At 61.1% G+C, this 12,551-nt stretch carries 11 protein-coding genes; 1 reads left to right on the forward strand and 10 read right to left on the reverse strand.

The window, feature by feature from the left end; genetic code table 11:
• Positions 1-11: 11 nt before the first annotated feature.
• From ABQX22_RS05285 to ABQX22_RS05330, 10 genes are read right to left on the reverse strand one after another with little or no spacing between them, the layout of a single operon-like run.
• On the reverse strand, positions 12-722 hold the full coding sequence (locus ABQX22_RS05285) for an SDR family NAD(P)-dependent oxidoreductase (RefSeq protein WP_349797208.1): 711 nt from the start codon (positions 720-722) through the stop codon (positions 12-14).
• The gene (locus tag ABQX22_RS05290; RefSeq protein ID WP_349797210.1) at positions 722-2,074 is read right to left on the reverse strand and encodes an MmgE/PrpD family protein; all 1,353 of its coding nucleotides are present in this window, start codon (positions 2,072-2,074) and stop codon (positions 722-724) included. The genes ABQX22_RS05285 and ABQX22_RS05290 overlap by 1 nt, the downstream gene beginning before the upstream one ends.
• On the reverse strand, positions 2,064-3,392 hold the full coding sequence (locus ABQX22_RS05295; RefSeq protein ID WP_349797213.1) for an LLM class flavin-dependent oxidoreductase: 1,329 nt from the start codon (positions 3,390-3,392) through the stop codon (positions 2,064-2,066). Before ABQX22_RS05295 ends, ABQX22_RS05290 begins: the two co-directional genes overlap by 11 nt.
• Before the next feature lie 9 nt (positions 3,393-3,401).
• The gene (locus ABQX22_RS05300) at positions 3,402-4,556 is read right to left on the reverse strand and encodes an acyl-CoA dehydrogenase family protein (RefSeq protein ID WP_349797215.1); all 1,155 of its coding nucleotides are present in this window, start codon (positions 4,554-4,556) and stop codon (positions 3,402-3,404) included.
• 29 nt (positions 4,557-4,585) lie between these two features.
• A complete protein-coding gene (locus tag ABQX22_RS05305; RefSeq protein ID WP_349797217.1) occupies positions 4,586-5,560 on the reverse strand; it encodes an ABC transporter substrate-binding protein in 975 nt (324 codons plus the stop codon).
• The gene (locus ABQX22_RS05310; RefSeq protein ID WP_349797219.1) at positions 5,557-6,288 is read right to left on the reverse strand and encodes a class II aldolase/adducin family protein; all 732 of its coding nucleotides are present in this window, start codon (positions 6,286-6,288) and stop codon (positions 5,557-5,559) included. Before ABQX22_RS05310 ends, ABQX22_RS05305 begins: the two co-directional genes overlap by 4 nt.
• Positions 6,285-7,331 (reverse strand): ABC transporter substrate-binding protein, encoded by a 1,047-nt coding sequence (locus tag ABQX22_RS05315; protein ID WP_349797220.1) that lies wholly within the window; start codon positions 7,329-7,331, stop codon positions 6,285-6,287. Before ABQX22_RS05315 ends, ABQX22_RS05310 begins: the two co-directional genes overlap by 4 nt.
• A gap of 41 nt (positions 7,332-7,372) precedes the next feature.
• On the reverse strand, positions 7,373-8,464 hold the full coding sequence (locus tag ABQX22_RS05320; RefSeq protein ID WP_349797222.1) for an ABC transporter ATP-binding protein: 1,092 nt from the start codon (positions 8,462-8,464) through the stop codon (positions 7,373-7,375).
• Positions 8,465-8,466: 2 nt separating this feature from the next.
• Complete coding sequence (locus ABQX22_RS05325) at positions 8,467-10,197, reverse strand: ABC transporter permease (RefSeq protein WP_349797224.1); 1,731 nt, start codon at positions 10,195-10,197, stop codon at positions 8,467-8,469.
• Between the two features lie 41 nt (positions 10,198-10,238).
• The gene (locus ABQX22_RS05330) at positions 10,239-11,525 is read right to left on the reverse strand and encodes an OprD family porin (protein WP_349797226.1); all 1,287 of its coding nucleotides are present in this window, start codon (positions 11,523-11,525) and stop codon (positions 10,239-10,241) included.
• A gap of 294 nt (positions 11,526-11,819) precedes the next feature.
• Between ABQX22_RS05330 and ABQX22_RS05335 the strand changes: the two genes are divergently transcribed.
• Entirely contained in the window at positions 11,820-12,509 is a 690-nt protein-coding gene (locus ABQX22_RS05335; protein ID WP_349797228.1) for a GntR family transcriptional regulator, read from the forward strand.
• Positions 12,510-12,551 lie beyond the last annotated feature (42 nt).

A 12,551-nucleotide genomic window follows, 5' to 3' on the forward strand; every position in this document is an offset into this window, starting at 1 on the left:
CTGCGCTTGATTCATTTTGCTCGACCGCCGTCCACTGGCAAGCAGACACCCGTGATGTGCCGCGCCTGTGAAGACAGTAAAAAACTCACCGCCGCGGCCACATCGTCCGGGCGACCGGGACCGCCCAATGCCGACCTAGCATTGGCGACGCCACTTTTCATGGCCTCCAGCCGGGGCGACTGAATGGGACCCGGCGCCAGTGCGTTGACCCGGATACCGTGCTGACCGTATTCGGTCGCCAGTCCCTGCGCAAGCAGGTTCAACGAAGCATTCGCGCATGAACCCGGCAGGTGTTTTGGCGGCGGGACAGTGCCGCCACGACCGGTGATGAACACGATGCTGCCGCCCCGCTGGCTGATCATCGCCGGGATGACTGATCGGGCAGGCCGAATGGAGCCCAGCAGCTTGGCATTCAGCACGTCGCTCCAGTCGTCATCCTGCAGCGAGAGGAAATCGCCGAAACGGGGAATGGTGGTGCAGGTCACAAGGCCGTCTATCCGGCCATAACGGTCAAGAATCTGCTGGGCCCCGGCGTCCACGGCGAGCCTGTCGGTCACGTCCAGCGCGAGCCGTTCCAGCCCGTCACGCGCTGACGGGAGTGTGTCGAGGGTGCGACCGGAGACAATGATCCTAGCGCGCGCGCGGTGCAGGTGTTCGCAGATTGCATGACCCAGCGCACCCGAGGCCCCGGTGATCCAGATCACTTGCTGTTGCAGTTCCATCACGAGGCTTCCCATACGGATTGAAGGCTGGGGAGGTGTGCAAACGCATCGATCGCGCTCTGCAGATTCACCAGCGTCGAAGGTTCAAGTGAAGGTTTGGCGTGCGCGGCACACGCATTCAATTTGTCCTGCCATTGCTGCGGCGGCATCGGCGCCCGAGCGGAACCCGGCATCACGTCGCAGGTTCGCTGGAGGGTTCGACCATCGCTCAGCGTCACAGCAATGCTCGCCGGGGCCAGTTCGTGAGTGTTGGCGGGATCGACGATCAGACGAACTCGAGGCACGATGGCCAGCACCGCGTCATCCAGCACCGCTTCAGGGGTCAATGCCGTCAGGCTGATGGGCCCGCGCAACAAGGCCGACGCGAGGTGATAGCGAAGGTTGAACTGCGCGACCACTTCAAGATCGCCCTCCACGTTGAAGTCGCCTCCCACTAGGCGATGCATGAACGGCGAAATCGTCGCGACGATCTCCACCACATCGTCAGCGGCGCACGGGACCTCGGCGTTCAGATCGAGCAATGCTTGTATCGCGGCATGGCTGCACGCACAGACTGGGAAGCGTTTGATCGAGGTGTCGAGTATCTGCCAGTCCCCGCCCCAGTTTTCAAGCACGCCCCGGTCATCCCCCGGTTGATACAGCACGCGCAGACCAAACTTGCCTTCCAGCGCCTGCGCCGGTGCCGTAGCGCCCGCCTCGGCCAGCTTTGCCGCGAACACTCCATTGCGAGCGGCGAAAGCCGGCTGCAGCCGTTTGGCCAGCGTTTGCTCGACATTCGCCTGTTGACTACCGGCGGCCTGCACGGCGGCGAGGCCCAGGGCGTGGGTCAACTGTGCCGCGTCGAGCCTCATCAGCAGCCCGCTGACAAGGGCTGCTCCGATGCCGCCGTAAACGGAAGTACCTGACCAGCCTTTCGACACGCCAGATGCACATCGGGACAAGCGACTGACCAGCTCACTCGCGGCCACGAAGGCGGTGATCATATCTTGCGGTGAGCGACCACACTCCTCGGCCATGGCCCAGGCGGCCGGCAAGGTGACGAGGTCCGCGTGCACCGCGCTGTTGAGACTGTCGAAATCCAGCGCGCCCGCATGCAAGGTATTGAGGAACGTGGCGTCCATCGCCGAGCACATCTGTTGCCGATCCGAAAACCACACATGGCTGCGACCGGAAGAGGACGCGACCGCCTTGCCCATCGCGATGCTGCTTGCCTGTCCCTTGCCCGCCGCCGCGACGAGCAGCAGGTCAGTGATCAGCAGCCGCGCTTTGTCGATCACAGAGGCTGGCAGCTCCTGATATGTCAGAGTCAGTGCCGCACGGGCAATGCGCGAGGTGACCGACTCAGACGGCATAACGACTGGCCGGGCGTTCGAGCCCCAAGTGCTCGCGCAAGGTTTTGCCCTGATAGTGCGTGCGGAACAGCCCTCGCCGTTGCAGCTCGGGCACCACCAGCTCGGTGAAGTCGCGCAAACCCACCGGCAAGTGCGCCGGCATGATGTTGAAGCCATCGGCCCCGCGTTCTTCCAGCCACTGCTGCATGACGTCGGCGATCTGCTCAGGGGTGCCGACAACCGTCAGGTGACCACGCGCGCCCACCACCCGCTGATACAACTGGCGGATCGTCAGGTTTTCCCGGCGGGCCATATCGATCAACAACTGACGACGGCTTTTCGGACCGTTGGCTTCCGGCAGGTCTGGCAGCGGCCCGTCCAGGTTGTAACCGCTGAGGTCGACTTCTCCAAGCGTGGTCGCCAACGTCGCCAGCCCAACCTCAGGCAACACGCTGTCCTGAAGCGCTTGAAACTTGGCCTGTGCCTCGGCCTCGGTTGCCGCAACCACAGGCAGCAAGCCCGGCATGATCAGCAGTTGATCGGGATCGCGCCCGGCTTCGACGGCCAACGCCTTCATGCTCGCGTAAAAGGCCTGTCCCGCTTCAAGGTTTTGTTGAGCGGAAAAAATCACATCGGCCGTTGTCGCACCGAGTCGTTTTCCGGTCTCCGACGAGCCCGCCTGAACCAGCACCGGATGCCCTTGGGGCGGGCGCGCCAGGGTCAGCGGCCCTTTCACGCTGAAGTGCTCGCCGCGATGATCGAGCACGTGAAGGCCGGCCGGATCGAAGAACTGCCCGGCCTCTTTGTCCTCGACGAAGGCATCGTCCTCCCAGGTGTCCCACAGCCCTTTGACTACCTCAAGAAACTCTTGCGCGCGAGCATAACGATCACCGTGCACCGCGTGCTGATCGCGGCTGAAGTTCATCGCTTCGGCTTCGTTGTTGGACGTCACCAGATTCCAGCCGGCCCGGCCTTGGCTGATGTGATCCAGGGACGAGAAATGCCTGGCCAGTGAATAGGGCTCGTTGTAGGTGGTGGTTGCCGTGCCCACCAGGCCGATGCGCTCGGTGACCATCGCCAGGGCAGACAACGCGGTGACCGGGTCCCAATGTGTCGCACGCGCCGTGTGCTGCAGCGCATCAATGTCATTGGCACCGCGCATCGCGCAGGAGTCCTGGATGAACAAAAGGTCGAAACAGGCGGCTTCCGCCAGTTTCGCCAGCTCAACCTGATGACGAAAGTCACGTGCAGCACCGGCGGCGGCAAGCGGTGACCGCCAGCCCGCGATGTGGTGCCCGGTTTCTTGGATAAATAATCCCAGATGCAGTTGACGAGGCATGACGTCTCCTCAGCGCTGCAAAGTGGAGTCGAAGGTGGCGCCCAATTGCGCCTGCCCGATGATTTGTGCGGTCTTGTCATGCCCCGCGTGTACGACGAACGTTTCGATATTGCGCGCGATGCGACCCAGCGGGTGCTCCTCGAACTGCGCGGTGGCACCGGCGGAAAGCAGTACGCTTTGCAGCGCGCTGAAGGCGGTGCGTGCGGCAGTGGATTTGGCGCTCATGGAGCGTAATTCGGCCTGCACCACATCGGCGTCTCGCCAGCCCTGGACGGCACTGTCGAACATCGCTGCGGCGGCATCCATCTGCATTTTCACTTCACCCACGCGCAACTGGGTGTAGGCATCGTTGCCCTTTTGACGGGCGCGCTGATACGCCAGGTACCAGTCGAACAACCCCTCGGTCGTGCCCAGGTAGTTGGCCGCGAAGCCCAAATGAAAACGGCCCTGCCAGCGTTGACGTGCAAATGCGCCTGGCTCGCCCAGCAAATGGTTATCCGGCACGAACACGTTGTTCAGATGCATGATCGGGCTGCGGGCAGCACGCATACCATGGGGCTGATACCACGCGTCATCCCACGTCACGCCCGGCATGTCCGGGGTGATCAGCATCATCTGGAGGTTATCGAGATAACCCTCGACACCATCCAGAGCCACCGAGGTGATGATCAGGTCGGCAATCGTGCCGTTGGTGACGAAGTTCTTCACGCCGTTGACCAGCCAGCCGCCATCGACGCGGGTCGCGCGGGTTTTCATCTCGTACATGTTGATCCGGCCTGGTTCGCTGCCCACGGCCGAGAAGATGCTGAACTTCTTCAGCGACGGCTTGAGGAACAGCTCGATCTGCTCGGCGGTGCCTACCTGTTCCAGCTGCCACAGCGCGTGGTTGTGCAGTTGAAAGCAGTGACCAGTCGCGCTGTCGGCACGGCAGATCGTGCGCAGCATGTTCAGAAACAACTCAGGCTGTGTGCCTTTGAGGCTGCCATCCGGGCCGCCCAACGCCGCCGAATGGGTCACGTGCAGCAGGCCCTTCGCGTGGAGTGCCTGTAAGTTGGCTTTGGGCGCGACGCCTTCACGGTCGGCGCGCGTACCTTCCGCGCGAAATTCCTCGCCGAGGGCAAACAATTGAGGGACGGCATCGCGCAGTTGCAGGTATTCCGACATGGGTGTCTCCAGATAAGAAAAGGCGCGCATCAGCTGCGCAATACCGAGGCGTGAAACAGGCGATCGATTTCGATCGGTTCAGGCAACAGCAGTTGGTCGACGAGGTAATCGATGAACCATCGAAGGTTGTCGCGATTGGCTTCGAGGCCGGCGGGAAACAGCTCATCGCCGAAATCGCGCTGGCTCTGCTCCCACGCCAGACGCCCCAATGGCATCGAGGTGTAGGCGTAGTCTTCATAGATCTGACGGGTTTTGGCCTGGGCGTCTTCCCAGGCGTACATGAGGTAACGCGGCAGCTCAGGGAACTGCTCGACGACTTCGTCACGGATCGCCAGCACGTGCATCGCGGGAAAGCATCGGCGCTGACGAAAGTCATCGATGCAGGCCTGGCGCTGGTCGGCGAACAGGTTGCGCACACCGCCCTTCCCCTCCAGAACGGACCTGGGCGGCTTGGGATCAATGAAGGCGTCGACCTCGCCGGACAGCAGCTGCTGTGCGCCACTGGTGCCGTCCGGCATGCGGCTCACGCGTACGCGCGGGTCGGCGAAGGCGATCTGTTCGGCATCCTGGGTGACCCATTCGATATCCCGCCAATCGACGCCGAAGCGGCTTTTCAGATCGCCCTTTGCCAGAACCGACAAACTCACCTGCCAACCGCGAATGGCAATGCGCTTGCCGCGAAGGTCTGCAGGAGTCTGAATGCCTGATGCTACGTTCACGTAAATGTGATTGGCACTGAACAGGCGTCGCGGGAACACCGGCACGGCAGTGAAAGCCTCGCCCCGGTCCCTGGCCAGAATATAAGACGCCAGCGACACCTCGGCGATGTCGAACTCCCGGTCACGCAGCATGCGTCCGTGACGATCGCCCCCATCGCGTCCGGGTGGACTCATGCCGACGTCCAGCGCCTTGAGATGGAAGCCGTCTGCCGGCGGTAGCCAGCCCAGAAAAAACGGCAGGTGGCGATCAAAGTTCGCCAAAGCGATGGTCAGCGCCTGCGTCATGACAGACCTTGCGCATCGAGATCCGCACCGCAGCGCTGTGCCCAGTTATCCCAGACCCTGCTCGTGGCTTTCGGGCTGCCCATGCGCGCATCGGCGGCGGCGACCTCGCCTTCGCTGAGAAACTTCACCGGGCCCAACGCCGTGGCGGCGGACTGGGCCTGCGCATTGACTTTGAGGTAAATCGCTACGCGCACGACCAGCTCGAGCGAAGCCGCGGCAGCCGTGAATCCATGCCCGCGCATCAGCACCACGCGCCCGCTGCCAAGGGTCTCGGCCAGCGAGGCCGCATGGTCGGGGTTGATCACCAACAGTTCGGTATCGCCGAAATCGTTGTGCATGTCCCACACCGGAATGTCGTACCCGATGATCGCTGCCACATGCAGCAGCGGCTGCAATCGGGTGGCGCTGACGGTAAACGGCAGCACCGATTCGGTATGTGCATGCACCACCGCGTTCACGTCCGGTCGACGCGCGTAGATCGCGGCATGGATGTAGCGCTCCGAATACTGCGCTCTGGTCGTGGCCTGCGTCGGTTGCCCGTCGAGGCCGTACTCCAGGATATCCCCGGCGCGTACCTGTTCAGGGCTGACCGATGCCGACAGAAGAAACCGCGTCGGATCAGTCGGATGGCGCACGCTCACATGGCCGTAACTGTCGAACACCTGCTCATGTGCCAAGATACGGTTGGCAATCGCCAGCTCGCGCAGAATGGCCGGATGCTCACTCATTGCAGCGCCTTCTGCGCCAAAGTCGTCGCATCTTGCGCCTTGTCCGCATTGGCTTCGGAGTTGAACGTCAGGCCCTTCTCGAAGGCTTCGGCCGTGAGTGCGCTGGCAGGCAACCCGGCGGCGACATCCGTACGGCGGGAATTGACGAAACCGCGTTGGGCCCAATCGGCCTGGGCGTGCTGAGACAGGAACCAGTTGACGAACACCTTGGACGCATTTGGATGCGGCGGCTTATGCAACAGCGCAATTGCGCCCCAACCTGGGGTCCAGGCAGTGCGTTCAGGCGGAGTCTTCAGGGCCTCGACCGACTTGGCCAGCCCTTGATCCTTGAGCGTGGCGATTTCCGACGGGCTCAGGCCAGACGTGATCGGGTAAGCGCCCTGGGCAACCCAGTCTGCCAACTGACGATTAGTGGACGCGATGACCGGTTGTTGCTCGGTCAGGAACTGGCGCGCCTTGTCCGCGCCCAACGTCGTCTGCAACAGGGTGATCAGGTGACCGCTGCCACGGGTGCGTGGATCGAGGATGGCAATCTTGCCCTTCCATTTCGGGTCGAGCAGATCCTCCAGTGAGCTGAGCTGAGACTCGGAAACGACACTCCGATCCACATTAACATTGTTCTGCTTGCCGGCCTGGAACGCATAGATGTACTTCTGCTGCTTATCCAGGAAACCTGCCGCAAAACCACCCAGCCAGTTCTTGTCTGCCAGCACTTCCGGCTTGACGATCAGCGGCCTGATCGGGTCGTACCAGCCCTCAGGCAGTTGCTGCGTGAAGGCCGAACCGCTGAAGCCGAGCACGGTGACGTCCCACAGGTAACGATTGACCCGGCGCTCGTTGCGAATCCGCGCTTCGAACTCGGGTGACGTCACACCGGTGTATTGCAACTGGATTTTCGGGTAAGCCGCCTGGAACTGCTCGATGGCCTGGCGATAAGGCTGGATGACCGGCCCCAGAATCGTCAGCTTGCCCTCCTTTTCCGCTGCCGCGACGACTTGATTCCAGTCTTCGGCCTGACTGATGCTGAGATGAGATAACGCCATAATGGCGCTCCCCATGATCCATGAACGTTTGATCGACTTCATCAAAATGACACCTGAGGAGCCAGCAGGCTGGCGTGCGGACGGGAAGAAAAAATCACGTTGACCCAGCTTCCGGGGACGCTGAGCTGATGCCGTAGTTGATAGGCCATGAGTTGTTGACCGTCGCTGAGATCGACGTAGGTTTCGTAGCGATCGCCAGCGAAGATGCTGTGGCTGACCACACCTCGTACACCTGATCCTGAGCCCGAGGACGATGCCGTTTTTTCAGTTTCGAGCGCGACCGCATCGGGACGTACCCAAACGGTCAACGGCGAGTCGACTGCGTGGGCAATGGCTTCGGCGAGCGGCACGACGCCGTCTGCCATCCAGGCCCGGTCACCGCTGCCCATCAGGCGTGCGCGCAGTTGCGTGCCCCGGCCGACGAAGCCCTGGACGAACGAGGTGGCCGGACGGTCGTGAATGTCTTCGGCGCTGCCGATCTGCTCAACGCGACCGGCCCTGAGCACGGCAATTCGGTCAGACAAAGCGAAGGCGTCTTCCTGGTCGTGAGTCACCAGTACGACGGTAAGGCCCAAGCGTTTTTGCAGGTCCTTGAGTTCCTGGCGCAGCTGTTTGCGCAGGCCCACATCCAGATTGCTAAACGGCTCATCGAGCAACAGCAGCGCGGGGTCGCTCACCAGCGCTCTGGCCATGGCCACGCGCTGTTGCTGCCCTCCGCTCAGTTGATGCGTGGCGCGCTGTTCATAGCCGGCCAACCCGACGGAGGCGAGGATATTCAAGACTTTCTCGCGGATTTGCGGACGCGGGATTTTCAAGTTGCGCAGCGGATAGGCCACGTTGTCGAACACGTTCAGATGCGGCCAGACGGCGTAACTCTGGAACACCAGCCCCACCCCGCGTTTTTGCGGTGGCAGGAACGTGCTGGTCTCGGTGTCTATCCACGGCTGGCCGCGAAAATACAATCGCCCCTGGTCCGGCGTTTCGAGGCCGGCCAGAATTCGCAGCAACGTTGTTTTGCCACAGCCGCTGGCGCCGAGCAGGGTAAAAATCTCACCCTCACGAATCTCCAGCGAGAGGTCGTCGAGGACGCATTTGCCCTCGAACGTTTTTACGATGTGACGAATCTCCAGCATATTCAGACCTGTCTGTTTTCAGGGCGATAACCCAGGCGGCGAGCGACGAGCGCCGCCGCGATAGCGATCAGCGAGATGATCACGCCGACCACGGCGGAGGCTTCGTTACGGCCCTCGGCGATGTATTCGAGTTGCAGCATCGAAAGCGGGCGGTTGTCGCTGCTGACCAGCAGCGCAAGGTGGCTGATGTCTCTCGCCGCCGAAACAAACGCCATGACAGTGACCACGACGATCGAGCGCGCACACAGCGGGATGACGATGCTGAGCACGGCTTTCCAGGCCGATGCGCCACTGATCCAGGCGGCTTCTTCAAGCTCACCGTTGATCTGCAGCAACTGGCTGCGAATCAGTTGAACGCCGAGCGTCACCGAAGCCAGCCCGACGGTGATGACCAGACTCAGCGTCGAGCCGTAAAGCCAGTCCAGCCCGCTGTGCAGAATCAGCCAGAGCATTGCCAGCGACGCGAGTACGCCGGGAATGCTGAAGGGAATCCAGGCCGCGAACTCAAGCAATGCCCGGCCAGCGCGACGCGAGCGGACGATGGTGTAGGCGACCACCATGCTCAACACTGCGGCGAACACGGCGCTGCCCGCAGCAATGGTCAGCGTGTTCACCACCGAACCCATGAATATCGGATCGCCGACCACACTGCGCCAGTGCTCCAGCGTCCAGACCTGATCCAGTTTGAAGAAACCGAAGCGACGCATGAGGCTGCTGGTGATCAAAAAGCCCAAGGGTACGACCGTCAGCAACAGCGCGAAGAGACTCACCAGCAGCCCCAACGGCCAGCGCCATTTGCCAAGGTCCATGACCGCCGTTTTCGCCTGGCCGGAGACTGTGACGTGATGGCCCTGCCGGGTGCTTTTGCGTGAAGCGATGGCCAGCAACCCCATGATCGCCACGATCAAAATGCCCAGCGCGAATGCACTGGCAAAATTGATCGGGTCGTATCGGGTCATGTCGTAAATCAGCGTGCTGTAGACATCGATGCGTTTAGGGGCTCCGAGCACCAACTCGATTTCGAACGACTCCAGGGCGCGAATCACGCCCATGATCGCGGTCACGATCAGCGCGGGTTTAAGCAGCGGCAACGTGACCTTGCACAGCGCCTTGAAGCGGTTGTCGCCCGCAATCAACGCAGCCTCTTCATAGCGTGAATCCATGCTCTTGAAAGCAGGCGTCAGCATCATCACTTTGGCGGAAACGGTGGTCGTCGCCAGATGCGCGAAGACGATGCCGCCCCAGCTGTAGATATTCAGTGGCGCTTCACGCAGCCCGAACGCCTGCATCAACCAGCGGTTGAACAGGCCGTTGTTGGGATCGAGCACCAGGGTCCAGCCCTGAACGACCGCCAGCGCCGGCAGAAAAAACGACACCCAGAACGCAAACTCGAGCCAGCCGCGACCCGGTAAGTCTGTGCGCCCGAGCAACCAGGCAAGGCCAATGCTGACCGGCAAGGCAATCAGCTGACTGGCAAAGGTCAGGCTGAGCGTATTGCCCAGTGCACCCAAAATCCTTGGCTCATGCAGAAGCGCCCTCCACCCGTCCAGCGTGAAGGACTGCGCGCCCTCGATCTGGCTTTCGAAGCTGCCTTGAATGACCGCCAGCAATGGCAGCAGTGTCAGCGCCAGAAAGCCCACCACCAACGCGCCATAAAGCACGCCCTCGAGCGTCAGGTATCTAGCCTGTCGTGACGGCGAGTGCCGCAATGCGACGGGGTTGGAAATCGGCATCTGTTGCTCTCAGTGAAAGTGGCGATGAAAAAGGTTGGGCGTTACAGCAACGCCAAGGTGTAGCTGACAATGACTTTGCTTTCGTCCACGTCTCGCGAGTTGCTTAGGGCGGTGCGGAAGGAACCGTTGCGCCACGCGAAATTCAGCCCTTTCAGCGTCCCGGTCTGCACGGCGTATTCCAGGGTGGTACCGCGATACCACTCGTGGCTGTCCCCGGTAGCGGTCGCGATGTGCTGGCCTTTGAGATAGTCCGCCGACAGCTTGAGTCCCGGTATACCGGCAGCAGCAAAATCGTAGCTGTAGGTGCCGATCAAGGTGCGCTCGCCAGCATGCTGGAACGTATTAAGACTGCGGTCGGTGGTAAGGTAAGCGCGGACGCCATCGCCCATGGTGAGGAACGGCGCGTCACTGCTGCCGGTCAGACGCTGGTAGCCCAGCCCCAACGAGTGGCCTGCGAGTGAGTAGGTGAACACCGCGCTCCAGGCGCGGTTATTGATCTCGCCATCGTTGCCATAGCCATTGCCGACGTAACCTTCGGAGCGGCCGGCCTGGCTGGCATTCTTGCCGGTGGAGTCGCTGATGAAGGCGCGCAGGTCCGTTTTCAGAGATCCGACGGGCAACTGAGCGCGGTGCGTCAGACCAAGGAAATGCTGGGTGTAGAAGTCTTCCAGCTTGCCGTAGTAGTACTGCGCGGTGAGGTCTTTGGAGATTGCGTAATCTCCACCTGCAAACAGGAAGCTGTTGACGAACTGGCCGGTGGTTGCATTGTTCGCGCCCAGGATCGACAAGCCTTGATTGTCAGTAGAATTACGCCCTTTGGCCTGGGTCAGTTTGCCCGCCGTCAGGGTGAGCTTGTCGATATCACGGGTGGTGAACTGGCCACCCTCATACGTCTGCGGCAGCATGCGACCGTCGTTGTAGGTCACGACAGGCAACGTCGGGCGCAGGGTGCCGATCTTCAGCTCGGTCTTGCTGATTCGCGCCTTGAACGTTGGGCCCAGGCTGGAAAATTCATTGACCGCGCGGCCATCGCTGTCAGTTGGAAACACCTGTCCGCCGCGGCTGCTGCTCGTAGGGTTGTAATGAGTGCCTTTGCCGGAATCAAGATGCACACCGAGCATGCCCAGCGCATCGACACCGAACCCTACAGGACCATCGGTGTAGCCCGAGCGGTAATCGAGAATGAAGCCCTGCCCCCACTCCGCCTGTCTGGAGGGGTTGGCGGTACCGCTTCGGTTATCACGGTTGATATAGAAATTACGCAGCTCCAGATTGGCGGTGCTATCGTCCAGAAATCCTGCGGCGTGCGCCTGGAGATCGATGCCCATCACCGCGGCACCGGAAAAAATTATTGCGGGGAAATACTTGCTCAACGGATCACTCCAACTTCCTGATGGGTAGCTGACCTGAGCGTTCCGTTGTCGAATAGGCTAATTAGGTCGAGTGCCACAAGTGGCAGGAGGTGACTCTAAATAAAATTAATTTTTTTAGAAAATGTTTATTTCTTCTTAGCATATGTCATTTTGGCAGGAGCCTGCGTCGGACGACTGAGGCAGAATGCACGTCGAGATGCCGTCTCCTCATACGGCCAATAACAGCGACCCAGACACGGATAGCGAAGAATGACCATTACGAAATCCCCGCTTGGGGTCATTGAAACCGTGTACCAACACATGCGCGTCAGGCTAGTGACAGGTCAGTTGAAACCCGGCGAAAAGCTCAAAATCAGCCAGATAAGCCAGGAAATGGACGTCAGCACTGGTGTATTGCGCGAGGCACTGACGCGCTTGAGCGCCGAAAATCTGGTGGTTGCCACCCCGCAGCGAGGATTCAGCGTTGCGCCGATGTCCGCCGCCGAGCTGATGGACCTCACGCGAGTGCGGATCGACATCGAAGGGCTGTGTATTCGCCGCTCCCTGAGCCTGGGGAATATCGAATGGGAGTCGGCCGTTGTCGGCGCCTACCATCGACTGATGCACACCCCGGCACGGGACGGCCACCGTCAGGCGCTGCCATCCGCTGCATGGTACGGGGCGCACAATCACTTCCATGACACCATCGTCTCGGCGTGCGACAGCCCTTGGCTGCTCAAGTTGCGCGACCAGCTGCATATTCAGAGTGAACGCTATCGGCTGATCGCCGCCTCGATGATTCACCACGGCGAGCGTGACCTGGATGATGAGCATCAGCACCTGCTGGACGCGGTGACCAGCCGCAATGCCGATCTGACAGTGGAACTCATCGGCACGCATTTTTTGCAGACCGCCGAAGGGCTGCTCGAACGTGGGGCAGAGATCTGGCTGGGTAAGTGAGCCTGTCGCCACCCCAACGACGATGGGCATTCTCAGCGTTGA

Origin of the sequence: Xanthomonas sp. WHRI 1810A (assembly GCF_040202885.1) — a bacterium.
GTDB lineage: Bacteria > Pseudomonadota > Gammaproteobacteria > Pseudomonadales > Pseudomonadaceae > Aquipseudomonas.

Excerpts from the sequence above, each read along its gene's own strand:
- ABQX22_RS05300 (WP_349797215.1), bottom strand. The coding sequence starts at position 4,556 with ATGTCGGAATACCTGCAACTGCGCGATGCCGTCCCTCAATTGTTTGCC.
- ABQX22_RS05285 (WP_349797208.1), bottom strand. The coding sequence starts at position 722 with ATGGAACTGCAACAGCAAGTGATCTGGATCACCGGGGCCTCGGGTGCG.
- ABQX22_RS05330 (WP_349797226.1), bottom strand. The coding sequence starts at position 11,525 with ATGGGCATCGATCTCCAGGCGCACGCCGCAGGATTTCTGGACGATAGC.
- ABQX22_RS05305 (WP_349797217.1), bottom strand. The coding sequence starts at position 5,560 with ATGACGCAGGCGCTGACCATCGCTTTGGCGAACTTTGATCGCCACCTG.
- ABQX22_RS05315 (WP_349797220.1), bottom strand. The coding sequence starts at position 7,331 with ATGGCGTTATCTCATCTCAGCATCAGTCAGGCCGAAGACTGGAATCAA.
- ABQX22_RS05290 (WP_349797210.1), bottom strand. The coding sequence starts at position 2,074 with ATGCCGTCTGAGTCGGTCACCTCGCGCATTGCCCGTGCGGCACTGACT.
- ABQX22_RS05320 (WP_349797222.1), bottom strand. The coding sequence starts at position 8,464 with ATGCTGGAGATTCGTCACATCGTAAAAACGTTCGAGGGCAAATGCGTC.
- ABQX22_RS05335 (WP_349797228.1), top strand. The coding sequence starts at position 11,820 with ATGACCATTACGAAATCCCCGCTTGGGGTCATTGAAACCGTGTACCAA.
- ABQX22_RS05310 (WP_349797219.1), bottom strand. The coding sequence starts at position 6,288 with ATGAGTGAGCATCCGGCCATTCTGCGCGAGCTGGCGATTGCCAACCGT.
- ABQX22_RS05295 (WP_349797213.1), bottom strand. The coding sequence starts at position 3,392 with ATGCCTCGTCAACTGCATCTGGGATTATTTATCCAAGAAACCGGGCAC.
- ABQX22_RS05325 (WP_349797224.1), bottom strand. The coding sequence starts at position 10,197 with ATGCCGATTTCCAACCCCGTCGCATTGCGGCACTCGCCGTCACGACAG.